Here is a 22,047-nt window from a genome sequence, read left to right on the forward strand (position 1 = left end):
GCTCCCGCGATGTCCGAAGCACCCACCCTCGACTATGAACGCCGCTTCCGCAGCTCCGGCGCCCGGCTCCTCGCGGGCATCGACGAGGTGGGCCGCGGCGCCCTGGCCGGGCCGGTCAGCGTCGGGATCGCCGTCATTGACCTGGAAGCGCAGGAACTCCTGGCCGATGTCCGGGACAGCAAGCTGCTCAAGGTGGCGGACCGTGAACGGCTGGAACCCCTCGTCCGCAGCTGGAGCGTCGCCTCCGCCGTCGGCCATGCCACCGCCGGGGAAATCGACGCCGTCGGCATCGTGGGAGCCCTCCGGCTCGCGGGGAACCGCGCCTGGTCCGCGGTGCTGGCCCTGGGCGTCACGCCCGACGTCGTGCTGCTGGACGGCAGCCACAACTGGCTCTCGCCGCCGGCCCAGCCCTCGCTCTTTGACGAAGGGCCCGCGGAGCCGTGCTGCGACGCGCCGGTGCACACCCTCGTCAAGGCCGATATGCAGTGCCTGAGCGTGGCCGCCGCCAGTGTCCTGGCCAAGGTGGCCCGCGACCGGCTGATGTGCCAGCTGCACAACGAATACCCTGCGTTCGACTGGGACGAGAACAAGGGCTACGGCACCGCCGCGCACAAGGACGCGCTCCGCGCCGCCGGGCCCACGCCCTACCACCGGGTGAGCTGGCAGCTGCTCTGAGCCGCTGTGCGGCCGGTGACCGGCCGGTGCGGGGACCCCTGGGGAGCCCTTGTGGCGCATGCCCGGCGCCGGATGGTGCAAGATGGAAGCATGAGTGCCGAGGACCTTGAAAACTATGAGACCGACATGGAGCTTCAGCTCTACCGGGAATACCGCGACGTCGTCGGGCTGTTCAGCTATGTGGTCGAGACTGAGCGGCGTTTCTACCTTGCCAACCACGTGGACCTGCAGGCCCGCAGCGCCGACGGTGAGGTCTACTTCGACCTGACGCTGCAGGATGCCTGGGTGTGGGATGTCTACCGCTCGGCCCGGTTCGTCAAGAGCGTCCGGGTGCTGACCTTCAAGGACGTCAACGTCGAGGAGCTGCCCCGCAGCGAGGAGCTCGGCCTGACCAAGGTCGGGGACCTGGGCACCTGATCCGCCCGTTCCACGGAGGAAGGCCAACGTTCATGGATGGATCCGTTCTAGAACTCCTGGAGCGAGCGCTCAACCAGAGCGCCGCCGTCATCGCCCAGATCCGGCCGGGGCAGGCCGGGTTGCCAACACCGTGCACCGACTGGGATGTGGAACATCTCGTCAGGCATCTCGTCGTGCAGGATCTTCCGCACTTCACGGTTGCGGCCCGCGGCGAGGCGCCGGACTGGACGTCGCCGCCGGGTGAGCTCGGTGCCGACTGGCCGCAGCAATTTCGCCGTGGCGCCCGGCTGCTGCTGGTAACCTGGGCCGCCGCGGACCTCGACCAGCCGGTCGCGCTGCCGGGCGGCGGCCAGGCGCCGCTGCGCTCCCGGGCCGACCAGCAGATCGCCGAGCTGGCCGTCCATGGCTGGGACCTGGCCCGGGCCACGTCCGCCGGCGTGGACCTGGACCCGGCGCTGGCCGAGCACGCCCTCGCCTGGTCCCGGGGAATGCTGCGGCCCGAATTCCGCGGACCCGGCAAGGTCTTCGGGGTGGAGATTCCGGTCCCGGCGGAATCCCCCGCCTATGACAGGCTTGCCGGCTGGTTTGGCCGTGATCCGGCGTGGACGCCCGCGGCCTTCCCGGCGTAAAACTGTGACATGGCTGCGGACGCCCGGTATGCAAGGAATTAGGCTGGGCCCATGGCATACCCTCTGGCCCCCACCGTTCCAATGGCGCATGGCCCGCGCATCCCCCTGATCGGTCTCGGCACGTGGCCGATGCAGGATGAAGAAGCAGCCGACGCCGTGGCTGCCGCCATCGAGGCCGGATACCGGCTCTTCGACACCGCCGAGAACTACGGCAACGAGACAGGGGTGGGGAGAGGCATAAGGCGCAGCGGAGTAGCGCGCGAAGACGTCTTCATCACCACCAAGTTCAATAAGGAATGGCACAGCTACGACGGCGCGCACCGCGCCTTCGACGCCAGCGCGGCCAGGCTTGGCGTGGAGTACATCGACCTGCTGCTCATACATTGGCCCAACCCCGGCCAGGACCGCTACGTGGAGGCGTTCCAGGGCCTCAGGGCCCTGCTCGACGCCGGAAAGGTCCGGGCGATCGGAACCTCCAATTTCAAGCCGGCACATCTGAAGCGGCTCTATGACGAGGGGCTGACACCCCATATCAACCAGATCCAGCTGGATCCCGAGCACACCCGGGCAGATATCCGCGAGGTCCATGCGGAATACGGGATTGTCACCGAGGCCTGGAGCCCGCTGGGCAGGGGCGGGCCGGTCCTGGACAACCGCCTGATCGTGGACCTGGCCGCGGCCTACCAACGGACGCCCAGCCAGATTGTCCTCCGCTGGCACACCCAGCAGGGCATCGTGGCGACCCCCAAGTCGGCTGACATCGGGCGCCAAAAAGAGAACATCAACATCTTCGACTTTCAGCTGACGCCGGACGAAATCGACCAGATCAGCGCGCTGGATTCCGGGGCGCCGGTGGGGCTCGACGCGGACGAGTTCGGCCACTAGCCCGCAGGAACAGTTGTGCCTGGCGGGCCCTGAGTTTCCCACATAGCCCGCTGAGGCCCTGTGCGGCCCGTCCGTGCCGCCGCAGGCTGGTGTCATGAGAGCTAAGGATGTGCTGGGCCGCCGCGGGGAGGAACTCGCTGCCGGCTACCTTGAAGCCCGCGGCATGCGGATCCTGGACCGCAACTGGCGCTGTCCCGAGGGTGAAATTGACATCGTCGCGCTCGACGGCGACGCGCTGGTTGTGGTGGAGGTGAAGACCAGGAAATCCCTCGACTACGGGCATCCGTTCGAAGCGGTGGGTGCGGAGAAACTGGCCAGGCTGCACCGCCTGGCGGCGGCGTGGTGCCGCGGGTATGAACCGCGGACGCCGCTGCGCCGGGTGGACGTGGTTGCCGTGCTCGACGACGGCACCGCGGCCCCCGTCCTCGAACACCTCAAGGGGGTGGGGTAGGTGGCCCTGGGGCGGACGTACTCCGTGGCCCTGGTGGGGCTCAACGGCTACATCGTCGAGGTCGAGGCGGACATCGGCCAGACGCTGCCGGCATTCGTGATCCTGGGTCTGCCGGATGCCTCGCTCAACGAGGCCAAGGAACGGATCCGCTCCGCGGCCCAGAACTCGGGCATCCCGCTCAGCCGCAGGAAGATCACGGCCAATCTCATTCCAGCGTCGCTGCCCAAACGCGGCTCGGGCTTTGACCTCGGCATCGCCATGGCGGTGCTGCTGGCCTCGAACGACATCCGCTCCACCGGGCGGACAGTCTTCATCGCCGAGCTCGGCCTGGACGGCAGGCTGCGCCCGGTGCGCGGCATCCTCCCTGCGGTCATGGCAGCAGTCCGGTCCGGCTACCCGGACGTGGTGGTGGCCCGGGGCAACGCGGCGGAGGCAAGCCTCGTGCCCGGCGCCCGGGTCCAGGGCTACGCCACGCTGGCCCGGCTCGCCTTCGACTTCGGCGCCGATCCCCAGGATCTGGCGCTGGACTTTGAACCCGGGCCCGACGAGGCGGACGGCGCCGCCGAAGCGGATGCCGGTCCCCTCCAGCCGCCGGACATGTGCGATGTCTCCGGCCAGGCCGAGGCCCGGCGCGCCCTGGAAGTTGCGGCCGCCGGCGCCCACCACCTGTTGCTGACGGGTCCGCCCGGAGCGGGCAAGACGATGCTGGCCGAGCGGCTGCCAGGGCTCCTGCCGGACCTGGGCGACACCGAGGCCATGGAAGTGACCGCCATCCATTCGCTGTGTTCCCTGACCACGGCCTCCGTGCGGTTGCTGCGCCGGCCGCCCTACGAGAACCCGCACCACACGGCCACCTCGGCCGCCATCATCGGCGGCGGGTCCGGGCTGCCGCGGCCGGGTGCCGCATCCCGGGCCCACCGCGGGGTGCTGTTCCTGGACGAGGCGTCAACTCTAGGACACCCCACGGTGCATGGTCAACGCACCGTGGGGTGTCAATCAGTTAGACGACTCGGTGAGATCAATTCGGCGGTGGAGAAGGCTTGCGAACGCCAGGTACTCCAGCGCCTGCTGCGGGTCTTCTTCCCTGAACAGCTCGTGAGCCTTCGGATTACGGATGCCGATCATTGCACCCCTGAAGAGCGCCATGAATCCCTCGCGTTCATCCTGGCCGCTCCTGCCGTCCTCTGTGGCGACATCAAGAATGGGGGACTTGGAAGAGAAAGCCGTCGACATAAGAGTGGAGCCTGACTGGTCAAGCCCTGAGAGAAGCCGTACACGGACCTCCAGAGACTTGAACGCCTCACTTACGGCCGATGCCATGTGACCGTCTGCAAAAAGGTCTCCAGCGGCCTTCTGGACGTCTGAATGGAGGTTTTCAAACGTAAGCCTGCGTACGGGTGCAATCCGCTGTACAGGAGCCTTGCCCCACTTCACCTGTGTGTGCTGCAGGTTCGAGGGGCCAAAGTCGTTGACCTTTACCTGCGCAGCCATCCGAACGTCAGTGCCGCCGCGTGGGTCTGCAATCTCGACCAGGTCACCGTCATATATAGGTGTCGTCACTTCGAAGAACCCAGACCCGCTCTGGATCATCGCGGTTACCGTCTTACGTTCCTCCTCAGCTGTGCCCGGCTTGCTCACGATTACTACCTGCTTTGTCCCATGGGAACCCCCCATAGTCCGCAAAAAACTCACAATTCTCCTTGTGATTGTTCGATTTGGGATGGGGCTGGGTAATATAAGAACTACCCAGCCCCTGTCGCCCTTGCGGCGACTGCGAACTACAGCGTTCCAGCGCTAGCAGTCCGGGGTCTGTGGATGTGGGTGCTCACCGTTCTTTGCAATGAACGTCTAGGTGGGCACCTACAGACTTTTACGGCGGCGCTTGCGCTTAGCCAAGGTCCTCAACTCCTTCCTCCTTATCCATTTGTCTCAGACGCTTCTCGTCTGTGATCGTGGCTCTCTGGACTGAAGGCAAAGGTGTGCTTGCCCTTCCTAACAGCCCATCCATACTGTTCCGATCGCCGCGCTGCGATGGTGATGGCTTCCTTCGGTCGCGCCCAACTTGGATCAATCCAATTGCGCCTCTCGAACTCGGCAATGATGTCGTTGATCTCCAGTTCATGACCGGCTTCGCGCAGCAATTGGGCAACCCGGTAAGAAGTGTTGGTCTTGCCTGGTTGGCGAGTGATTCCAATCGCGGGCGGCAGTTCGGGTAGTTCCGCAAGAGCATGGATGCTCGTCTGCCACTTGGTCTTGAATTCCTCCACTCTGGGCGAGTCGAGCGTGAAGGCGGCAGGAGTCTGAAGATCCTGCTTCTGCTGGGGAACGCTCGGGACGGGCGTGCTGGGTTCAACCGTCTGTGGGGATACGAGTCGGTTGACGTACCCCGACTCCTGCATGTTCTGGGCGACTTCCAAGGCGGCGGAGAGCTTGCTTGATTCCGCGTTCAACTCCGCGATGCGCTGCTGATAGAACGCAATCTGCTGTCGCACTGACGTCAGCGCCTTGTCGGTTTCGACCTGAACGTCTGCCCAGTTGATCATCTAGCCCTCCTTATTCGGCCTCGTAAGAATATCTTGAAATTCAAGTCTTACACGAGAACGCGACACGAGCAACTCGCTCCACCAACCTGCGTGTCGTACAAGAATGCCTTGTTCTAGGGGTTCAGTCATACATGGCCGCGCGGTGTCCGCCCTGGTGTCAAGATTTATCCACAGAAACTGCTCCCTCAAGATCTGCTCTAGAGAGGTTGAGCCAGTTATCCGTAGGAGAACACACACGAGTTCGTGTTGTCGGAAGCATGTGGTATGGGGCCTACGACACGAGTCTGGGACCTACACGGCTTGACAGGGTCGTTCTACTTCTGCTTGCCCAGCAGGTCGGCAACTTGAGCTAAGGCACTCGCATCAGTGAGTCGTAAAGAAACCCCGCTTGATTGGGTCGATTTCTTTAGGTATTTCACGAGGCTGAAATTCATTCGTGAATCTATTTTACCAAACTACCCATTGACAATAAATAGCATTCCTTCATAATGCGGCGCAGAAGCAGTCGAATAGTTCGGCAGCTCGCACATTAGAGAGTAGGTGGTCACAAGTGGGATACAAAAATATCCGCACTTCGGACATCAGCGGCAAGGTTCTCGATGATGACCAGGTTGTAACTGTGGTTGTCCGTGGGCTCGGCAAGCTCTTCGACGCAATGGCTGAAGAGCTTGAAGGTCTGAAGCGCATGAACAACGTCGTGGAGATCGAACTGCGCCACCCTGACGGGAAAACTGAAGAGTTCATCGTCAGCAAGGCCGACTTCGACAAGGTTGTGACTCCTGAAGTACTGGCAGTCGCAGACAACATCCGCGGTCGTCGCAACGGCTTCAAGCCGAACGGCGATTAGCCACTTATCCGCCGAAACAGAAAGGAACGTGATCCTTTCATCTAAAAGCGGCCCGCATCTCAGATTGAGTAAAATCTCTGAGGTGCGGGTCTTTTAATTTTGCCAAGAGAAAAGCCCCAGTCTTTCAACTGAGGCTGATCCCACGATCCTAAGCAGGGATGACCCGGACATTGGCTATCATCGCGTTACGCTCGGCATGCAGCAGTATCGAGGTGTATGCCTGCTGCCAGTCATCAAACACCCGGTCATGTTCACGCCAAAGCATGTCCTCAAGCCGCTGTGCATGCACCCTAAAGCGCTCGGCCTCTAGCAGGACAGCGACGTACCAAAGAGCAGCGTCCTGTGGCTCTCCCTGGTCCGTAAGTGTCCCTAGGAGAACTGAATCACCCTGGACTACTTGCTTGCCCCTCAGAGACGTCGCGTGGCACCAAAGAACCAGCGTTGCTCGTCGGTTAGTCGGCAGTTCAAGATACGGAGCGCTCTCACTTTGGAACAGCGAAGCATCAGGCCGGTTCAGTGCGAAGCGTTCAACCTCGCCGCCAAGGTTTTCCTTGAGATCAATGAAGTCCTTCACCTCAAGTGGTCGCTCGTTGTCCGCAGGAATCAAGATCCCCTTAGGCATCGGAATCAACCACCGGAACGACACGAGTACGTTCGACCGCCAGCCAGGCCCGTGCCTTCAAGAGCGCGTAGTTGGCTGCTTCAAAATAGTCCTCGAAGCGTCGCATGTTGCCGTTGAATACGTTGGGCTCGTCGAGCGTCTGGAACTCCACCTTGAATGAAGGCGTATCAAACAGCAGCTCAACTACTTCACCCGGCGCATCGGTCGTGTTGCCGTTCTTGTCAGGGTGTCCAACGATGAGGACATCCCCGACAATTGCATCCCGGTTGCTCATCTTGGGATACAGCAGCCAGAACATCAGGGTGGCGCGGCGGTTGATAGGCCGTTTCTCAAGCTTGCCTTCCTCGTTGACGACCATCGACGCATTGAAAGTGTCAAGGTCAACGAACTCGATGTAGCCGCCAACTGCTGCTTGCATGCCTTCGAGGTTCTCGATAGCAACCTTGTAGAGCGGACGTTCTTCCTCTGCTGGAATTTGTATAGCGTGAATCACACTAATCACATCCTTCAATCGTGGGTGTTTAGTGCAGCCACATTTGGCTACACATTCACAGTCACGATGGAATGACGTATTAATTTATACAGAAAAATGCCATAATAGCAATACAAATAAAAATAACCCTGCGGCAACAGGATTATCATGACTTAATTATAAAGCATGATCTCCAAGCAGGAAAGGAGATTTATGGTTTGCACTATCGAAGGTTGCGAGAAATCACAAAAAGCAAAGACGTGGTGTGCGAAGCACTGTAGTTCTTACTACCGTACAGGCGACCCTCTAGGCTCGGCCAACGTACCTAACCATGGGCTATCTACAACTCGTGAGTACCGAATATTGAACGGTATGAAGGAAAGATGCTACAACAAGAACCGGCGCGAATACGCTTGGTATGGAGGTAAAGGAGTCAGGGTATGTCAAAGATGGCTCGATAGCCCGGCCAACTTCGTTGAAGATATGGGTGCGTGTCCTTCTCCTTCCTCCACTATCGACCGAATCGAAGGAAGCGGTGACTACGAGCCCTCAAACTGTCGGTGGGCTACGCAACAGCAGCAATTGGTTAATAGGGTATCTAACGGGCGAGAAAACCGACTAGGATTTCGGGGGGTCGTCAGGATCAGAAACAGCCAAAGATACGTAGTGCAGATAAGGCAAGATCCTTTGCACTTGAAGTTCTATGTGGACTCTGCTGAAGAAGGTGCGAATCTCTACGATCAGCTTGCGATACAACTGCACGGTGAGTTCGCGGTTTTGAACTTTGAATATCAATAAGGAGAGCCTGCAAAGTTGCAGGCTCTCCAGGGGATCATGGACGATTCGGGCTTACTTTTTTACCTTCTTCACTTTCTTGTTTGAGCAGAAGGCGCATGTCTTCACCAGACACTTCTTCTCGCCAGGGCTCACCATGTTGCCGCCACGGCACTCGCTCCACTGGTTGCGAGATGGGCCGGCCTTGATGTCGGACGGTGAAACGACCTCTCCTGCCCCTGTCATGAGCACAGGTTCTTTGAGGCGCTTGATCTCCGTGCGGTGCTGCTGCGTCTCTGCAATGAGGTCTACAAGGTCGCTGAAGCGCAGTGTGGCGAGGACTTCGTTGTCCGCCTGGAACACGAGCGTTGGCACGCGACTGAAGCTTGCACCTGCAATCGTTTGCTTCCACCACTCCCGGATCTTGATAACGGCGTGGTTCTTGCACTCGATGTCTAAGGGAGTGTCCTGGAAGTAGTCGTTCAGGTCCATCTTCTGATGCGATCCTGCGCCGCTACGCTTGTCCCTTGATACTCGTGCGCCAAGTTTCTTCTTGAGGATCTTGGCTACCTCGTTTTCTAGGCTCTTTCCTTTTTCACTTGAGACACTCACGCATCACCTCCTTAAAATAAATTCTGTTGCTCTCTCCGTTGGGTTGATGCCGCTAGGACATGCTGGGGATTCTTAAGCTGCCACCAGTAACCGCACCGGCAGTAGAGATGAGCTACGGCCACCCAAGGGGTAGTTGTTAACAAAAACGAATCCTTTCAGATTTAGATTTGTTCCCTTGTGTGTCCGTTGATGATGGAAGGTGCGAGGGTAAGGTTGCCGTACCAGCAGAATTGGTACTCGGTCTAACACGGTGGTCCTAAGCGAACTTAGACGGGCAACCTATCTATTGAGTCTTCTTCGCACGCCGCCTGCTCTTGATGCGAGCTCTTACGGCTTCATGCTGTTCGATCGACTCTTGATACTCGAAGTAAATTTTCGTGGATTCTAATGTGTTCATCCTCTGCCTCGACATTATGAACGATTTGTCCGAATAATCAAGGGGATTAATCGACGTATAGGTAGACCGCACCTTCCTCGCTCCCGATGCTCTGGATGCGGCTGTAGGGGAGTGGCTCCGTCATCTCACTGAGCTTGCGGATGCTGCCAGTCGCATCGACCAGGTACACGTCAGGATCGTCCAGGAGTGCCGCCTCCGCGAGGCGTAGGGCCTCTTGCTTCTCTTCCTTCGTGGCAAAGGTGACGTAGGAGAAGAAGTCGCGCATGGATTCAAAGTGCTCTGGTGCTTCGTAGTTGGTTAGTCGTTCGCTCATCTTGATTTCTCACCTTCTTTTATGGCTTGACGCTTGGTGACGTATATCTCTGATTGCTCCTTAACGTATACGGCTGCATATTCTCTATCTAGTCGCCACATTCGCTCTAGTGCGTCGTCTGCACGATGCTTTACTTCATTCAGTCTTACAGCCTGTTCACGAAGAGAGGCTTCCTGCTCGATGAGAACATCGACGAGATATTCCTTGAAATCAAGTTCATCAAAGTTGCTATTTCCCTCTATGTATCGCTTGAACAGGCGTACAGCATGGTCCAGGTCTTGTGGCGCGGTGTGGCTAGGCTTTTGCATTGGGTAACTCCCAGTAGATAACCGCATAGTGGCAACCATATTGGCCTTGAGGTAATACTAGTATCTCGGTTTCATACTTGTCGTTGACTCTTGCTGATAACCATGCGTTTAACTCATCGACTGTATCAAATTCTTCCAGCTGCTTTAGTGGATTACTCATCTTCCTTTTCCTCCTTAGATGTAAGCTGGACGATAGCCGCTTCAAGTTGGCTCATATATTCCTTGTGCATTGCATTTGAATACGCAGTGACACGGCGCAAAATCTCAAGCTCTTTTTCTCGTAACGCCAGCGTGTCGGCTTGTTGGCGTTCGGATTGAATGAGAGTCATTACCAGCTCCATACCTGCTTCTGGCGCGAGGCTGCGCTGTACATGCTCCATAATGCTCAGTACTTTCGCTTCCAGTTCATCCTCTGGGCTATTGGTTTTAATTGCCTCGAATTCGAGTGAATTAGAATGTGCATTTTTTGCACTTTGCTCTGTTGGGCTATTGGTTGGGGTGGTCATGCTTCCTCCTTCTTATCGTTAGTTCGTAATTCTTTGGCTGGATACGCTTGCCGTTCTTGAGTAGGACGACAAACCCTGCTGTTCCTGTCTTGATGGTGTACTCGTCATACGCCTTGGTCAGCCGCAGGGGTTTGCGCCTCATCGTTGGCCCTCCTGCTCCGGGTCAAAGATCAGCACTTGGTTCTTGCTTGACCATCGCCACGTGAGCCCCACGGCCTCTAAGCGGCGGTTCAGCTCAACAGCTTCGTCGTCGTAGCCAAAGTCAGGTGCGGCGTTCATGCGTCGGATGAGATCTGCATCTGACAGGTGTGCAAACTTTTCTGCGATCTGAGATTCAAGGTTGTTGCGTGGTGCTTGCTCGTTCATACGTCGCGTCTCCCGTAGAAGTACCAGTACGCCACTGCCAGCGGTAGTCCGACGACCAGGGCCAGCGGTGTCACTGTCAGGCCGACGATGATCGCTACTCCCGCGATGATGATGGTTGTTGTTCTTGGGTTATTCACTGGTCACCTCCTCTGGCAGTCCTGCCTTATATATGCGGTCTGATGTGCTGAACACTCGTTGGATGGAGCGGTCAGTTGGTTTCTCGTCTTTCAGCCACCCTTGGACGTAATTGCGGCTGGCTGATTCGTTCATGAGGGTCAGAGCCGATGCGCCGATCTTCTTGATGGTGAAGACAGCCGTGGCCTCTGCCTCGAACTCTTTGTGTCCTCTGGCGTGGGGGACGTCTTCCGGCTGTTCATCCTTAGTCGTGTGTCCCAGCTCGACGTGGGCAATCTCGTGCAGCCTGGTCTTGAACGGATAGGCGGCAAGCGGGTTGATCGCTATGTTCCGTCCGAAGCTATGGCCCTGGGAGTTGCCGTCTAAGCTCTGGTACGGAACCTCCGTGATGGCGAGCCGGCCAAGGGCTGTCTCAATGCGCCAATCGTCCAGCGGTTCATACTCAGGTAGATCGTCGCCTTCAGTGTCAGAGACGCCGAACTCACTGTGGACAAGCTTGAACTTGGTGAAGGTCTCTGGGTCATCTTCGCTTTTGGCGTTGTGGTTCTTCACCTGGATCGGACGCAGGATAGCTTTGGCCTTAGCGCCGCGCTTCACCTGTCTCCCCAGCTCACCCCATCCTCGGTAAGTGTTAAATGGCTCTAGTAGTCCCTGTGACATCAGCAAGGCTTGGTTACCTAGTGAGAGCTGACGGCGGAAGCGTGAGTAGGCGGCGAGCTGTTCGCCAGGGATGTTGAGCAGGTCTTCCATCACCTTCGGCCAATCGACCTCGATTGGTGGCTGCTCTGCCTTACTGCCTCGTCTTTCGAAGGGAGGCATTAGGCTGCTTTTGCCTCCCGCGTGAGGATGCCTTGCTTGAAGAGTTGGACGGCTAGAGAAGCGGCGGCGTCTTCGGCGGCGTCGAAGTAAAAGGCCTTGTACTTCACGGGCTGTTCCTCGTAATAGATGCACCAACCGTCATCATCAGAGCCGTCGAACTGCATAAGTAACCCTGCACCATCTACTAATTTCGGCAGCTTCCGCAGCAGATAGCCGAGGTCGTAGGCGGGAAACGGTGGGTGATCCTCACTCATCAGGTCGCCATCGTCTAGGTTGTACTCTCCGTGAGCTTCGATCCAGTACCAGAAGCGATAAGCCGCTGGCGGTACTTCCATACCCCATCCACTCAGCTCATACAGCTCCTTACAAAGTTCCAGGGATGCCACGTTCATAACCGCACACCCTCGCCATCGCGGATTTCCATCTCACTCAGAACGTAGTTCAAGATGCTCTCCACATCCTTGCGCTGCCCTGGGGTGAGTTCTGTCTGCTCTAGCTCGATGTAGTACTCAGCCTTGGCCATGAGATCGACAGGGCCGATGTCACCGTAGTCATCCAGCTTGCGGGCCTCTAGGCGTAGCTCTAGCGATAGTGACGGCGTTGGTTCTTGTTGTTCACGATTGTGCATTTGAATAATTTCACCCATTGATGTGTTCCTGTTGATGGTTAGTTTGCTGTGCCTCTTCCTCTAGCTGATGACGGAAACTGGGGCTGATCTTGTACTCAATGCGGGTAAGCAGAGCTTTGATAACGAAGTCCACCAGCTGACGCTGATCGTCTAGGAGTGGCTGTTGTTCTAAGGTGTGGAACTCGTCGTAGCGGCGGACCAGTTGGATTTCATCCAGCTCGTAGTAGCTATCAATACCGGCCACCTCCCGCTTCAGTGCGGCGTCACGGCCCCTGCCAAGTGGGTACTTAGCGTGGAAGTGCTCACTCATAACACCTCCTTCGCGTCATCGCGGTGGCCCTTGAGGACGAAGCGCCATAGGCCGTCCTTCTCGCGGACTGAGAGTATGTCCCAGCCTTCGGATCTAAGATCGTGAATCCTGGCTGAGAAGCGGAAGCAGATGCGGTTCAGCTGTGTGTTGGTGGCGCTGCCGTTAGTTTTGAGTAGCTTCAGGATGCGTGCAGTCTGCGTCTCTTTAGAAGCCGGTTTCAGTAGATCCAGGAGGATCATTGTTGGCTCCCAGAGTGGTGTCCAATGTTGTATCCAAGCACGAACATCGACAAGCTTAAAGCGATGATCGAGGTAATAAGTTGTGCCATATTCTGTTGTTCCTTGACGGCTAACCGTCCTTACTTGATTGGGTCGTAACCCATGCCGCCTGCTGGTTGTAAATCACTAACGTCTATTAGTTGTCCGGCAGGCGGCATGAACGGCGAACTGTGGATAACTCACCGTTTTGTGCGGCTAAGTTCGTTTTTGACGGACGTACCCTGAATGTTGTCCAGTAGTACTACTACGCAATATTCTGGTGCGTTTGTCCCTACTTTTAGGGGTCTTGACTTTCTGAGTTCTATGTTCTGGCTAGCTTTTGAAGTCTGACCCCTGTAAAGATGTGGCGCACAATCACTGTTCGACGGAGCACACTATCGCGAACTATGGCTAGCTCTTGAGTGGCATCACTACGCCCGTGATTGTAAGTTCGCTATGGCCTGATCGCAGGACAACTGGTTTCAGCGGACCATGAATCTCCAAGGTCATCGAGCTTTCGCCCTTGAAGACCTTTAGCAGCTTCTCCAAGTAGGCAGGATTGATGGTTACCACAGCCTTCGCTTGATCGGCAGCAGGAATGAGTTCCTGATAGTCGGGGTAGTTACCTTCGACTGGAGCATCTTTGAACTGTTGCGTCTGTTCGAGGTTAGTAACCGTTATTCCGCCGCTATCCACAAGTGCATAGTTCAGGATAGGTAGGTACTTGTTCTTCTTCAGCGCTGAAGATACGGCCGCTGCTGTAGTTGCTAAAGCTCGTGCCTCACTAACAGCGACGTGTTCCGTCAGATCAGGGAAGTCTTCAGCAGAGGGGGTGTGTTCCCGAACTTCGGACAATATGTATCCGTCCGTTGCAGCAGCCACGACCTCATCACCTTCAGTTCTTAGTTGTATGGTAGTGAGGACGGGCCGGGTATTATCTTTGCTCGCCGTCCATCTTGTTCTTAAATGATTCTTACTTATTAACATCAATGCTCCTTTATACTTAGTCTTATATATGCCAAGACGCCACTACGATCTCGATGAAGTCCTTGCTCTAGCCGAAGCCGGCAAGACTGCTGCTGAGATTGTCGAAGAGCTTGGACTCATGGTGGGGGAGCGAGCGATACAGAAAACCGTGAATAAGTTTCTCGGTCCTCGTCCGCAGCGTGCTCCCGCTATGTCCGGTGATCGTCTTCGGCGTCGAGTCGTTGCCTGGATGGTTGCCAGCGGCTTGGATGACCACTACTGCTTTCGATGCGAGAAGTGGTCCGCCTGGCCTTGCTCAATCCGTGAGCTGAAGCAGGACGATAATCTAGGTTCGCTGGTCTTTGTCTGTCGGCACTGTGTGCGTCCTGGTGATGTCTAGGTGCGGTTCTACGCCAAGAAAATGAGTAGCAGGATCGTTATTACTACGTTCTCACCGAACCAGTGCCACAGTTCCACTGCTGGTAGGAAATGAACGGCTTGTAGGATGGCTGTAAGTATCCAGATGACTATCATTACGCTGTAGCCTCATCCATCACATCGAACGTGACGGTGACTTCTTCTTGCGTTGCCTTCTTTCGTCGGCTCTTACGCCCACCTTTGGCTCCGGCAATGCGAGCTAGGTCTGGGTTGGCTGCGAAGCCTCCTGTGTTGCCGTTCGCTCCACCGATGGCGCCGATCTTGGCATAGAAGTTTGGATCTTGAGCTAGATTCTTTGCGGCGGCTTTTCGCCCACCGGCTACCGTGCCCGACATCTACTTGCGTCCCCATAAGCTGCTAAAAAGCCCTTTGCGTTCCCCGAGAAGGCTATATAGGTCGCCCAACTTGCGGTTGAGGTCTTCCCACTCCTTGATCGTGACGTCTTTGCTCGCCGTCGAAGGGAGCGGACGAATCTGGTTCTCTGGTGCACGAGTGATCTCATCGAGGGCAGCGACGTCAGTGCCGAGGCTCTGTTGTACTGCAACGCCCTGGATCGGTTTAGGTGCAACTGTCGGGCGGCGCTGCTCATTCTTCAGCTCCTTCATGGCTTCGAAGCGTGGCCATGTCTTGGCTCGTTTGACAGCGCGGACGGTCTCTTCGCTGACACCTTGGACTGCGGCGACGTCTTTCACTCTGTCGTGAATTCTAAGATCGCGGTTGATCGCATGGAACTTAGTTTTTGTTAGTCGTGTTCGTTTGGACATTCAGTCTATTCTCCGAGGTGGTCACCTCTTTAGTTGTTTCATTTTCTGCCAGCTCTCGTCCCTTAGCGATGGCGTAGAGCTCATACGGGACACTGACATCTGTGGCGATCATCTCTTGGATGAACTGCTGCGCGACGCCTGGTAGGAACTCAAGGGCGAACTTCTCTGCCGCCGCCTCGACATCTGCTGGTAACGCGTCGGCTATTTGCCGAAGGCGCTCCGTGCTGAGTTGTCGAGTGATGAGGTAGAGGGTTTCCTGTGCCCGTTCACGCGGCGTCACGCTACTGGCTCCTGGACGATCTGGCCGTCGATTGATGGTCCATAGAAGTCGGCTGGCAACTTTTCTTCTCCGCTCTCGACTCGTGAAATCGCTGCGTCGAGCTTTGCCAGGTCGTCTGGCTTACATGCGCCGATGAGCGGTTTACCTGTCTGCACTTTGATGAACAGTCTTATAGTGGCGTTGTCTTTGAGATTGAGAGCTTCCAGACGCTTTGTCAGCGCTTCTATAGAAAGGACGGGTGAATCATCAACGGGAATGGTCTGCGCGCGCTCTGTGGCCTGACGTGCCCTAATAGCGGCGGCTCGGCCTGACATGATCTTGTCCAGGTCATTGAGAGCCAAAACTGCTTGGTCGTCGGTGCGCATACCGCGGAGCTTCTTCTCCACCTCTTCATCAGGGAACTTGAGGAGCTTACAAATAGCAGCTATCTCGTCTAGGTGTTCCTGAGTAGGGGGAGGAAGGTGGTTGCTGGCCTTATTGCCGTCGTCATCTTCGTCCTTAGCGGAGAGTCCCAGGATGGCCATGACCGTCTGCCGGCGTGTGTACGTCAGCGCTGAGCCGAGTCCCTGAGGATCTTGCTTCACAAGGAGCAGTTTGACGTCGCTCTGCATAGAGGCCCCGGATTCGTGAAGGAGGACGCTGTGCAGGAAGTGCTCGGTTCCCACGGTAATAGGCCACTGCATCAGTGACAGCTTGTTCTTCGTGAGGAGGGGGAGCGCTGCATCCATGACTTCATCTAAAGGTGCGTAGGTGTTCTTGAAGTGATCGTTCTTCGCGGTCTTACCAAGGCCTTGTACTTCCGCCTGGAGGGCAACGAGTGCTTTTGCGATGTCAGCGGGTATTTCCATCGTGGTTGATGGGGGAGTTGTATCGGGATTACTTTCGGGCATGCGCCTCTCTTTCTAGTTGTCTTTTCTTTTTACGTAGCTCAGGCCACTGCTGGTAGAAGGCTGTCATCAGGACGTTGCCCATAGAGACCTTGATCCCCGCCGTCTGCGATTGTTCCGCTGCGAACGTCTTGACGATCTGCTTGTCGAAACTGTCGACGGCGAGCTGCATCTGCACCTGTGCCTGTCCTTTAACTTTCGGTGGCTGTTTGAACGTGATTGGTTTGGTCATTGAGTGAATCCTTTATAGTGCTACTTACCCCTTTGTTATAAGTTGTCTGTCTATCAGCTAATCGCATAAGCCCTAGTAAATTGTTGGCTTGCTTTCACTGGGCATTACTATGGAGGATTTGCAATAAATAGTCAATACTATTTTTGCTCGCCTGTGGATAACTACAGCACGTTGAGACGCGCATACTCCCCGTGAAGTTGCAGCGCCCACTGGTCATACATATAGGCTGCTTCTAGTTCATCGTGGAAGCTCCCAAGGCAGAACCTATTTCCTTCGGCGTTTATTTGGACATGCCAGTTCCTACCGGACTTGAAAACGCCTTTATGTGCGCTAGCAGAGTGGCGACGCTTTGGCCTGTTGTAGCTGTTCTGCGACCGAGTGGCTACTCTAAGGTTGCCCCTACGGTTATTGAGCCTGTTGCCGTCTATATGGTCTACAAACTCGCCAGGGCACAAGTCACGCCCTAACATCCGGCGAATGATGACGATGTGAACGAAAACCAGCTTTCCGTATATTCGGCTCACTGCGTATCCGTTATTTGAATACCATGGGTACGTTGATAGCATCGCATCCTTCAGATCAAGACATAAGTGGTTAGCATTCAGCACGGGAACGTGTAGGTGATCCAGCGGTTGCTGCAGTGACGGCCTGGGCTTTCGCTGCGCGGCACTCTTACAAGCCACGGAGCAGTATTTCGATCTCTGTGCTCTGCTGGCCTTCTCGGCATAGGCTTGCTCACAGTTTTCGCATTTTAGTGTTATTGGCATGGACCTCCTTTCCGATGATGAGGCTATGCGTTATAGTGTGTGCATAGCCCCGCCGCAATCGGGGCTTTTATTGTGCCAATTATTATGGACTATTTCAGCTAAAAATGATATGTAAAAATGGTGTTGCAGCCGCTATTGCAGTGCTGTGTTCGTCGCTGGCACCTGAAACGGCCCTGACCTGCGTAAACGTTCCACTAGGCACGCGTACTCATGCCCTGTATCATGACGACATGATTGTAAGCTCCCGCGACGCCCAAATAATCAGGCATATTAGCCGCTTCGGCATGCTTACTTCACGCCACATAAATGACCTGGTGTTTCATGACAATACGAGCTCCACGCCTAGCAACCGTGTCCTAGCCAGACTCACAAGAGATAAGTATCTAGCTCGTATCGAACGAAGGAGCCTGGGCGGGACTGGTGGTGGTAGTGGGACGTACGTTTACCAGCTTGCTTCTAAGGGATGGGTCTTCATGCGCAAGCAGACGCGCTACTGGCCCTTCCGTTCTATCAACCACCACACGCTCGCTATCGCTGACGCCTACGTAGAAGTCGCAAAACTTGAGCGAGCTAACAGAGTAGAAGTCATCGGCCTATCGACTGAGCCTGATTGCTGGGTCACCATCGCCGGCGCTGACTTGCGGCCTGACATGCATCTTGAACTATCGCTACCCGAGAAGCGTATGAATGTCTCACTTTTCGTGGAAGCAGATATGGGCACCGAACGCCAGAAGCAACTCAAGGAAAAGCTCGCTCGGTACTGGCACGCTTACCAGCACGCTACTGAGGCTGATATGTCCGTCTTTCCGGTTATCTTGTTCCTGGTACCTGACGACGAGCGCTTGAAGGAATTGAACTGGATTATCAATAGCGGTCCCGATGAAGCCAAGGCGCTATTCCGGGTGCAACGGCAGGATAGTTTTCCGCGGCTACTCCTGTCTTAGTTTCGGCCCATAATAAGGGTGAGATGCGGCCTGACGGGTATGTTTGAAGTTCCCAGTACCCGAACTGATCTTCTTTCTGACTATCTCTAGCCTGATATGGCACTTGTGACAGTATGTAATTAGATTCGGTATCTCGCCTATATTGTCGTAGCTTTTTGACTTCTTGCCGCACTCGTATAGGTGATGCACGTCAAATCTACGCTCACCAAAAGCCCACTCCTTGCCGCACATCTGACATATACGCCCGTCACGTTGTCTGACGAGTTCTCGTACATAGTCGCGCCCTCCACGTTTCTGTATTTGCTTAGTGTAGTGATCGGGTTTTATAGTGATTGCTTTCATTCAGTACTAGTTATAATACACAACTTACAAAGAGTAAAGGCTATTCGCTAATCCACAACACTATGATGTGAAGAATACTCTGGCGTAAAGCAATAATACTATTGATTATTATAATGAAAGGCGCATAATAGAAGTATAAAGATAAGCAAGGAATCAATCACAATGAAGACAATCAAGCGCCTACTGCAAGAAATCAAGAATGACTATCAAGTGTTGGTTGACTACTGGTCATATGACGGCAACATCTGGGTAGTGGAGTACAGACAAGATCGTATCCTCTTACACGACGACAAGGGGTATGACTTTGCAAAGGTCAAACTTGCAGAGTTCCTTGAAGGATCATTGCAATGAGAGGTCATAAGTTCCGAGCGTGGACAGGTTCGCAGATGGAACACAACGTGATGGCTGGATGGCTCGGCGCGTTTTACGTTCAAGGCATTGACGCAAAAGACTCAGCATCTATGAGTCCATCCAATACAGTTTTTCCCGAACAGACACCGCTCATGCAGTACACCGGTCTCAAAGACAAGAACGGTGTGGAGATATATGAGGGGGACATCGTACAGTTCGCAGATAAGTGGGAGTGGCATCGAGGTTCATTCGGCGGTGGCTTCTTCGCCAGCAAGGATGACTATGAAGAAGTCCTCAGCAACCACGAAAAGTATCCGTATGAACGCCGAACGGTGAAGTTACCCGAAGATTACTCGTGGCTACTATCTAGCGAGATTCAGAGCTATTGGGAAGTCATCGGCAACATCTACGAAAACCCTGAACTACTTGAGGTAGTCGCATGAGTTGTCCTATTTGCCGTCATGCAGGAGAACTCTGGGGCGAGATCTATTACTGCCGGTCTAGGAGATGCCCGCGGCAACATCGAATGATTGGCCTTATCTTGTTCGCGCCATGATGATTTGCACTCCTTATGGGAAGACGGACACACTGACTGGCGAGATCATAGAAAGTCCTCTCGACCTCCAACCCCTTAGACACAAGCCACGAGGCCGTGTAAGCCGCCCTAAGCGCTACAAGCCGCAAAGACGACTAGACATTCAACTCAAGCAAGACATAGCCGTCGCCGTCGTGATGTGCGCGTTCGTCCTGGGCGTGTGTATCGGCAGCTAGTACAACCCCAACAAGTAAAGCCGCCCAAGATAGGCGGCTTTTAGTTTGTGGTTGTGTTGTTTTGGTTGAGGAGTTACGCGGCAATGATGCCGCTTCTAAAAATGTGCGAGATTAGAAGCCTGGGAGTGGTGAGCTAGTAATCTGCCTTAGAGTGTAACACTAATCGTTCTGGCGGGGCAGATAGAATCTTTTCTTTGCGTTGTCTTTGAGGTCCGCCAGGATGGCTGACTGAGGGCGAGGCATGACAAGAACTGGTATTTGAATGGTCCGGAATAGTGACAGTGGTTTTTGCGTAGGAGTGCCCATTGCCCCGTATTATGAGTTATAGCTACCCTTTTGCCTAGGGCGATTTTGTAAGATAGTTCACTTTTTCCGTTGACTTAAAAGCGCGACGCCTCATAATGGGGTACAGCAAGCATTCACGTTCATGATGTAAGTCTTGCTCCTGGAATCACCCGTAGGGGGTATTGGCTTATTACTGTAACTCTGTATAATTAGAGATGAACGTGAATGCTGAAGCGCCTCCTACACTAGGGGCGCTTTTCTTGTATATGGTCTCGGGAGTCCCTGACTGTTGGCTTCTAGGCAGACTCTAAATGGCCTAGTAAAACAGCTCAACGTTTTAGGCTATCGTATAAGCTTGCTTTGCACTGATGGGCAGAGGAATATCAACCTAGCTACCTTAACAATTTGGTTCGCAGTCTAGTTATAGACAGTTGAGGGGGGTCTTTCTGGTGATGCCAGAGGGACCACGTTCCTAAACCTACTTTAGCGAGTAGGATCTCGTACATGGATTTGTTCTGAGGTATGGAATGTGGTGCGAGTGTTGCAACTAACTCGTCCTCCACCATCTGTCTATAACACTTGAAGGTAGCTGTGAGTAGTAGGAGGGCAGCCAAAAGAGTAATCTGCGGCGGCGTGAGGCTTTTGAGCCGATCAACTATCAGGTCAGGCTTACTACTCTCACATACCTTCAATCAGACAAATCATTTATAATCAGCCTATGAACAAGCGATTGAAGAAGGATATGACACTACTAAGCAAACACTGGAAGCGCCACGGCGATTGCATGTGTGAGCTACTAGTCGCAAACTCCAAGTACAACCGTAAGAAATACAAGCCAGTTATAAAGGGGAGTTAGTAATGAAGCTAAACCCTGATGTAGCGAACAACCAGCACCCCACTCAGGGAATGCTTTAGTATCAACTCCCCGCGATTCACGTCGTAAAAGAAGGGAGTACTTAGAGTCCCACGATGTTGGCAGCCCGGGTGATGATGACAAGGCCGCTTCAGTGGCGAGATCTACAGCAGTTCCTGGTCTATCCCCAGGACGGTCTTGATGAAACTGAAGATCAGCCAGAGGACAAAGTACTCCGTGAATACGACGAGAACGATGAAGGCCGACATAATGAGCAGAGACAGCAAGTGCGCGAGCCACTTGTTCATCCGTTCGGCCAGCTTGCGGCTGGCTTTCAGAGACGCGTACCGATCAACGATGATGAAGATCGTAAGTAGCGTGACCAGTAGATAGGTGGTCGCGAAGGCTGATTTCAAGGCGTTCGGCTGGCGGATGTATCCAAGCCACACGGCTGCCCAGTAGCCGACGAACACGACGATGACTCCCGAGGCTGCACGAGCGGTAACGTCTCGCCAGAACTTCTCGTCCCTTACCCACTCGCCAGGCCACTGCCAGGGACGCACTCGTTCTTTGGTTTCTTCTAGCTGCTCGGTCACATCGACAGGCTACCAGCGGCTGGACGCTTTCATTGCGTCCAGTAAAGGGATGCAGGAGGTGCCAAACGCGTCGGCTCTCATCAATCAGTGGTGCGCTGCCGGCTATGAGCTCGTCTCTGTAGTGCCTGGGACAAACGCCCAAACGTATGGCGGCTTGTTCATTACCCTGAAGCGCTAGCCTTGCCGTTGAAAGCGGAAGACCGTTGGTATCAATGAAACTTAGACATAGATACCTCTGTAACTGTGGATAACTAAGGCTAAGGTTCAAATAATACTATTGACTATTATTTGCGTCCGTGCTTAAATACATGCAGTTCAATAAGAACTAGCACATAAACAATTCAACCGCTCCTACTGAGCAACCAGCCCACCAATCTGTGCAATGCAGATCACGAGTCGAAACGTAAGACTCAAATGGCGTCGAGGTGTTCGGTCGAAGCGGTTGAACTGAGAACATTCACAATTCGTACAGTTACATGGCTACATAAGTATCAGATATAAAGGTGGTTTAGCTGCGGCCTTCGCAGCCCTTATGTAGTCAGCTAGTAGTAAAGAACTCTAGGAAACAGGACAACAAGCTGGGTTAGTGAAGCCCCGAAGAATCA

33 protein-coding genes and 1 pseudogene are annotated in these 22,047 nt (G+C 55.0%); 10 read left to right on the forward strand and 24 right to left on the reverse strand.

Annotated elements, in window-relative coordinates:
• Nucleotides 1-9: 9 nt before the first annotated feature.
• From ACQCSZ_RS05950 to ACQCSZ_RS05975, 6 genes and pseudogenes are all read left to right on the forward strand, one after another.
• On the forward strand, nt 10-675 hold the full coding sequence (locus ACQCSZ_RS05950) for a ribonuclease HII (protein ID WP_427007142.1): 666 nt from the start codon (nt 10-12) through the stop codon (nt 673-675).
• A gap of 90 nt (nt 676-765) precedes the next feature.
• Nucleotides 766-1,092: a DUF2469 domain-containing protein gene (locus tag ACQCSZ_RS05955; protein ID WP_427007143.1), complete on the forward strand. Its 327-nt coding sequence runs from the start codon at nt 766-768 to the stop codon at nt 1,090-1,092.
• Between the two features lie 32 nt (nt 1,093-1,124).
• A complete protein-coding gene (locus tag ACQCSZ_RS05960) occupies nt 1,125-1,721 on the forward strand; it encodes a TIGR03086 family metal-binding protein (RefSeq protein WP_427007144.1) in 597 nt (198 codons plus the stop codon).
• 51 nt (nt 1,722-1,772) lie between these two features.
• Nucleotides 1,773-2,606: an aldo/keto reductase gene (locus ACQCSZ_RS05965; RefSeq protein ID WP_427007145.1), complete on the forward strand. Its 834-nt coding sequence runs from the start codon at nt 1,773-1,775 to the stop codon at nt 2,604-2,606.
• Between the two features lie 94 nt (nt 2,607-2,700).
• Nucleotides 2,701-3,057 carry a YraN family protein gene (locus ACQCSZ_RS05970; RefSeq protein ID WP_427007146.1) on the forward strand — a complete coding sequence of 119 codons (357 nt, stop codon included), beginning with the start codon at nt 2,701-2,703 and terminating at the stop codon, nt 3,055-3,057.
• A pseudogene (locus ACQCSZ_RS05975) lies at nt 3,058-4,002 on the forward strand (YifB family Mg chelatase-like AAA ATPase); the annotation flags it as partial.
• 51 nt (nt 4,003-4,053) lie between these two features.
• Here the strand turns inward: ACQCSZ_RS05975 and ACQCSZ_RS05980 are convergent.
• Nucleotides 4,054-4,731 carry a TIGR02391 family protein gene (locus tag ACQCSZ_RS05980; protein ID WP_427008261.1) on the reverse strand — a complete coding sequence of 226 codons (678 nt, stop codon included), beginning with the start codon at nt 4,729-4,731 and terminating at the stop codon, nt 4,054-4,056.
• 242 nt (nt 4,732-4,973) lie between these two features.
• The gene (locus ACQCSZ_RS05985; protein ID WP_427007147.1) at nt 4,974-5,600 is read right to left on the reverse strand and encodes a hypothetical protein; all 627 of its coding nucleotides are present in this window, start codon (nt 5,598-5,600) and stop codon (nt 4,974-4,976) included.
• A 550-nt stretch (nt 5,601-6,150) separates the two neighbouring features.
• On the opposite strand from ACQCSZ_RS05985, the gene ACQCSZ_RS05990 reads away from it, so the two are divergent.
• Nucleotides 6,151-6,447 carry a hypothetical protein gene (locus ACQCSZ_RS05990; protein WP_427007148.1) on the forward strand — a complete coding sequence of 99 codons (297 nt, stop codon included), beginning with the start codon at nt 6,151-6,153 and terminating at the stop codon, nt 6,445-6,447.
• Nucleotides 6,448-6,595: 148 nt separating this feature from the next.
• Here ACQCSZ_RS05990 and ACQCSZ_RS05995 read toward each other — a convergent pair whose 3' ends face one another.
• The 21 genes from ACQCSZ_RS05995 to ACQCSZ_RS06095 form a co-directional block, all read right to left on the reverse strand.
• Entirely contained in the window at nt 6,596-7,069 is a 474-nt protein-coding gene (locus tag ACQCSZ_RS05995; protein ID WP_427007149.1) for a hypothetical protein, read from the reverse strand.
• Nucleotides 7,062-7,571 carry a DUF3846 domain-containing protein gene (locus ACQCSZ_RS06000; protein ID WP_427008262.1) on the reverse strand — a complete coding sequence of 170 codons (510 nt, stop codon included), beginning with the start codon at nt 7,569-7,571 and terminating at the stop codon, nt 7,062-7,064. Before ACQCSZ_RS06000 ends, ACQCSZ_RS05995 begins: the two co-directional genes overlap by 8 nt.
• Before the next feature lie 819 nt (nt 7,572-8,390).
• On the reverse strand, nt 8,391-8,927 hold the full coding sequence (locus tag ACQCSZ_RS06005; RefSeq protein ID WP_427007150.1) for a putative PDDEXK endonuclease: 537 nt from the start codon (nt 8,925-8,927) through the stop codon (nt 8,391-8,393).
• Between the two features lie 443 nt (nt 8,928-9,370).
• A complete protein-coding gene (locus tag ACQCSZ_RS06010) occupies nt 9,371-9,637 on the reverse strand; it encodes a hypothetical protein (RefSeq protein ID WP_427007151.1) in 267 nt (88 codons plus the stop codon).
• Nucleotides 9,634-9,945 carry a hypothetical protein gene (locus ACQCSZ_RS06015; RefSeq protein ID WP_427007152.1) on the reverse strand — a complete coding sequence of 104 codons (312 nt, stop codon included), beginning with the start codon at nt 9,943-9,945 and terminating at the stop codon, nt 9,634-9,636. Before ACQCSZ_RS06015 ends, ACQCSZ_RS06010 begins: the two co-directional genes overlap by 4 nt.
• Nucleotides 9,932-10,105, reverse strand: coding sequence for a hypothetical protein (locus tag ACQCSZ_RS06020; RefSeq protein ID WP_427007153.1), 174 nt, complete (start codon nt 10,103-10,105; stop codon nt 9,932-9,934). The genes ACQCSZ_RS06015 and ACQCSZ_RS06020 overlap by 14 nt, the downstream gene beginning before the upstream one ends.
• Complete coding sequence (locus ACQCSZ_RS06025; protein ID WP_427007154.1) at nt 10,098-10,451, reverse strand: hypothetical protein; 354 nt, start codon at nt 10,449-10,451, stop codon at nt 10,098-10,100. The genes ACQCSZ_RS06020 and ACQCSZ_RS06025 overlap by 8 nt, the downstream gene beginning before the upstream one ends.
• Nucleotides 10,452-10,589: 138 nt before the next feature.
• Complete coding sequence (locus tag ACQCSZ_RS06030; protein WP_427007155.1) at nt 10,590-10,817, reverse strand: hypothetical protein; 228 nt, start codon at nt 10,815-10,817, stop codon at nt 10,590-10,592.
• Nucleotides 10,814-10,954: a hypothetical protein gene (locus tag ACQCSZ_RS06035; RefSeq protein WP_427007156.1), complete on the reverse strand. Its 141-nt coding sequence runs from the start codon at nt 10,952-10,954 to the stop codon at nt 10,814-10,816. Before ACQCSZ_RS06035 ends, ACQCSZ_RS06030 begins: the two co-directional genes overlap by 4 nt.
• A complete protein-coding gene (locus tag ACQCSZ_RS06040; protein WP_427007157.1) occupies nt 10,947-11,771 on the reverse strand; it encodes a hypothetical protein in 825 nt (274 codons plus the stop codon). Before ACQCSZ_RS06040 ends, ACQCSZ_RS06035 begins: the two co-directional genes overlap by 8 nt.
• Nucleotides 11,771-12,163, reverse strand: a complete 393-nt coding sequence (locus ACQCSZ_RS06045; RefSeq protein ID WP_427007158.1) for a hypothetical protein — start codon at nt 12,161-12,163, stop codon at nt 11,771-11,773. Before ACQCSZ_RS06045 ends, ACQCSZ_RS06040 begins: the two co-directional genes overlap by 1 nt.
• Nucleotides 12,160-12,417 carry a hypothetical protein gene (locus ACQCSZ_RS06050; RefSeq protein ID WP_427007159.1) on the reverse strand — a complete coding sequence of 86 codons (258 nt, stop codon included), beginning with the start codon at nt 12,415-12,417 and terminating at the stop codon, nt 12,160-12,162. The genes ACQCSZ_RS06045 and ACQCSZ_RS06050 overlap by 4 nt, the downstream gene beginning before the upstream one ends.
• Nucleotides 12,410-12,709: a hypothetical protein gene (locus ACQCSZ_RS06055; RefSeq protein ID WP_427007160.1), complete on the reverse strand. Its 300-nt coding sequence runs from the start codon at nt 12,707-12,709 to the stop codon at nt 12,410-12,412. The genes ACQCSZ_RS06050 and ACQCSZ_RS06055 overlap by 8 nt, the downstream gene beginning before the upstream one ends.
• Nucleotides 12,706-12,948 carry a helix-turn-helix domain-containing protein gene (locus ACQCSZ_RS06060; protein ID WP_427007161.1) on the reverse strand — a complete coding sequence of 81 codons (243 nt, stop codon included), beginning with the start codon at nt 12,946-12,948 and terminating at the stop codon, nt 12,706-12,708. The genes ACQCSZ_RS06055 and ACQCSZ_RS06060 overlap by 4 nt, the downstream gene beginning before the upstream one ends.
• A gap of 429 nt (nt 12,949-13,377) precedes the next feature.
• Nucleotides 13,378-13,953: a hypothetical protein gene (locus tag ACQCSZ_RS06065; RefSeq protein WP_427007162.1), complete on the reverse strand. Its 576-nt coding sequence runs from the start codon at nt 13,951-13,953 to the stop codon at nt 13,378-13,380.
• Between the two features lie 512 nt (nt 13,954-14,465).
• A complete protein-coding gene (locus ACQCSZ_RS06070) occupies nt 14,466-14,705 on the reverse strand; it encodes a general stress protein (protein ID WP_427007163.1) in 240 nt (79 codons plus the stop codon).
• Complete coding sequence (locus ACQCSZ_RS06075) at nt 14,706-15,134, reverse strand: hypothetical protein (RefSeq protein ID WP_427007164.1); 429 nt, start codon at nt 15,132-15,134, stop codon at nt 14,706-14,708.
• Nucleotides 15,103-15,414, reverse strand: coding sequence for a hypothetical protein (locus ACQCSZ_RS06080; protein ID WP_427007165.1), 312 nt, complete (start codon nt 15,412-15,414; stop codon nt 15,103-15,105). The genes ACQCSZ_RS06075 and ACQCSZ_RS06080 overlap by 32 nt, the downstream gene beginning before the upstream one ends.
• A complete protein-coding gene (locus tag ACQCSZ_RS06085) occupies nt 15,411-16,304 on the reverse strand; it encodes an ERF family protein (protein ID WP_427007166.1) in 894 nt (297 codons plus the stop codon). Before ACQCSZ_RS06085 ends, ACQCSZ_RS06080 begins: the two co-directional genes overlap by 4 nt.
• Nucleotides 16,291-16,533, reverse strand: a complete 243-nt coding sequence (locus tag ACQCSZ_RS06090) for a hypothetical protein (protein WP_427007167.1) — start codon at nt 16,531-16,533, stop codon at nt 16,291-16,293. The genes ACQCSZ_RS06085 and ACQCSZ_RS06090 overlap by 14 nt, the downstream gene beginning before the upstream one ends.
• Nucleotides 16,534-16,694: 161 nt before the next feature.
• Complete coding sequence (locus tag ACQCSZ_RS06095; protein ID WP_427007168.1) at nt 16,695-17,300, reverse strand: HNH endonuclease; 606 nt, start codon at nt 17,298-17,300, stop codon at nt 16,695-16,697.
• Nucleotides 17,301-17,530: 230 nt separating this feature from the next.
• On the opposite strand from ACQCSZ_RS06095, the gene ACQCSZ_RS06100 reads away from it, so the two are divergent.
• The 3 genes from ACQCSZ_RS06100 to ACQCSZ_RS06110 all read left to right on the forward strand — a co-directional run bounded on the left by ACQCSZ_RS06100 (nt 17,531) and on the right by ACQCSZ_RS06110 (nt 19,380).
• Nucleotides 17,531-18,244 (forward strand): replication-relaxation family protein, encoded by a 714-nt coding sequence (locus ACQCSZ_RS06100; RefSeq protein WP_427007169.1) that lies wholly within the window; start codon nt 17,531-17,533, stop codon nt 18,242-18,244.
• 504 nt (nt 18,245-18,748) lie between these two features.
• Nucleotides 18,749-18,937 (forward strand): hypothetical protein, encoded by a 189-nt coding sequence (locus ACQCSZ_RS06105; protein WP_427007170.1) that lies wholly within the window; start codon nt 18,749-18,751, stop codon nt 18,935-18,937.
• Nucleotides 18,934-19,380 carry a YopX family protein gene (locus ACQCSZ_RS06110; RefSeq protein WP_427007171.1) on the forward strand — a complete coding sequence of 149 codons (447 nt, stop codon included), beginning with the start codon at nt 18,934-18,936 and terminating at the stop codon, nt 19,378-19,380. Before ACQCSZ_RS06105 ends, ACQCSZ_RS06110 begins: the two co-directional genes overlap by 4 nt.
• A 1,630-nt stretch (nt 19,381-21,010) precedes the next feature.
• Here ACQCSZ_RS06110 and ACQCSZ_RS06115 read toward each other — a convergent pair.
• A complete protein-coding gene (locus ACQCSZ_RS06115) occupies nt 21,011-21,442 on the reverse strand; it encodes a hypothetical protein (protein ID WP_427007172.1) in 432 nt (143 codons plus the stop codon).
• Nucleotides 21,443-22,047: the final 605 nt, after the last annotated feature.

It is taken from the genome of Pseudarthrobacter sp. H2 (genome assembly GCF_050157045.1).
GTDB lineage: Bacteria > Actinomycetota > Actinomycetes > Actinomycetales > Micrococcaceae > Arthrobacter.

Coding starts and splice junctions, on each gene's coding strand:
- ACQCSZ_RS05950 (WP_427007142.1), top strand. CDS start 10: ATGTCCGAAGCACCCACCCTCGACTATGAACGCCGCTTCCGCAGCTCC.
- ACQCSZ_RS05955 (WP_427007143.1), top strand. CDS start 766: ATGAGTGCCGAGGACCTTGAAAACTATGAGACCGACATGGAGCTTCAG.
- ACQCSZ_RS05960 (WP_427007144.1), top strand. CDS start 1,125: ATGGATGGATCCGTTCTAGAACTCCTGGAGCGAGCGCTCAACCAGAGC.
- ACQCSZ_RS05965 (WP_427007145.1), top strand. CDS start 1,773: ATGGCATACCCTCTGGCCCCCACCGTTCCAATGGCGCATGGCCCGCGC.
- ACQCSZ_RS05970 (WP_427007146.1), top strand. CDS start 2,701: ATGAGAGCTAAGGATGTGCTGGGCCGCCGCGGGGAGGAACTCGCTGCC.
- ACQCSZ_RS05980 (WP_427008261.1), bottom strand. CDS start 4,731: ATGGGGGGTTCCCATGGGACAAAGCAGGTAGTAATCGTGAGCAAGCCG.
- ACQCSZ_RS05985 (WP_427007147.1), bottom strand. CDS start 5,600: ATGATCAACTGGGCAGACGTTCAGGTCGAAACCGACAAGGCGCTGACG.
- ACQCSZ_RS05995 (WP_427007149.1), bottom strand. CDS start 7,069: ATGCCTAAGGGGATCTTGATTCCTGCGGACAACGAGCGACCACTTGAG.
- ACQCSZ_RS06010 (WP_427007151.1), bottom strand. CDS start 9,637: ATGAGCGAACGACTAACCAACTACGAAGCACCAGAGCACTTTGAATCC.
- ACQCSZ_RS06015 (WP_427007152.1), bottom strand. CDS start 9,945: ATGCAAAAGCCTAGCCACACCGCGCCACAAGACCTGGACCATGCTGTA.
- ACQCSZ_RS06020 (WP_427007153.1), bottom strand. CDS start 10,105: ATGAGTAATCCACTAAAGCAGCTGGAAGAATTTGATACAGTCGATGAG.
- ACQCSZ_RS06025 (WP_427007154.1), bottom strand. CDS start 10,451: ATGACCACCCCAACCAATAGCCCAACAGAGCAAAGTGCAAAAAATGCA.
- ACQCSZ_RS06030 (WP_427007155.1), bottom strand. CDS start 10,817: ATGAACGAGCAAGCACCACGCAACAACCTTGAATCTCAGATCGCAGAA.
- ACQCSZ_RS06040 (WP_427007157.1), bottom strand. CDS start 11,771: ATGCCTCCCTTCGAAAGACGAGGCAGTAAGGCAGAGCAGCCACCAATC.
- ACQCSZ_RS06045 (WP_427007158.1), bottom strand. CDS start 12,163: ATGAACGTGGCATCCCTGGAACTTTGTAAGGAGCTGTATGAGCTGAGT.
- ACQCSZ_RS06050 (WP_427007159.1), bottom strand. CDS start 12,417: ATGGGTGAAATTATTCAAATGCACAATCGTGAACAACAAGAACCAACG.
- ACQCSZ_RS06055 (WP_427007160.1), bottom strand. CDS start 12,709: ATGAGTGAGCACTTCCACGCTAAGTACCCACTTGGCAGGGGCCGTGAC.
- ACQCSZ_RS06060 (WP_427007161.1), bottom strand. CDS start 12,948: ATGATCCTCCTGGATCTACTGAAACCGGCTTCTAAAGAGACGCAGACT.
- ACQCSZ_RS06065 (WP_427007162.1), bottom strand. CDS start 13,953: ATGTTAATAAGTAAGAATCATTTAAGAACAAGATGGACGGCGAGCAAA.
- ACQCSZ_RS06070 (WP_427007163.1), bottom strand. CDS start 14,705: ATGTCGGGCACGGTAGCCGGTGGGCGAAAAGCCGCCGCAAAGAATCTA.
- ACQCSZ_RS06075 (WP_427007164.1), bottom strand. CDS start 15,134: ATGTCCAAACGAACACGACTAACAAAAACTAAGTTCCATGCGATCAAC.
- ACQCSZ_RS06085 (WP_427007166.1), bottom strand. CDS start 16,304: ATGCCCGAAAGTAATCCCGATACAACTCCCCCATCAACCACGATGGAA.
- ACQCSZ_RS06090 (WP_427007167.1), bottom strand. CDS start 16,533: ATGACCAAACCAATCACGTTCAAACAGCCACCGAAAGTTAAAGGACAG.
- ACQCSZ_RS06095 (WP_427007168.1), bottom strand. CDS start 17,300: ATGCCAATAACACTAAAATGCGAAAACTGTGAGCAAGCCTATGCCGAG.
- ACQCSZ_RS06100 (WP_427007169.1), top strand. CDS start 17,531: ATGATTGTAAGCTCCCGCGACGCCCAAATAATCAGGCATATTAGCCGC.
- ACQCSZ_RS06105 (WP_427007170.1), top strand. CDS start 18,749: ATGAAGACAATCAAGCGCCTACTGCAAGAAATCAAGAATGACTATCAA.
- ACQCSZ_RS06110 (WP_427007171.1), top strand. CDS start 18,934: ATGAGAGGTCATAAGTTCCGAGCGTGGACAGGTTCGCAGATGGAACAC.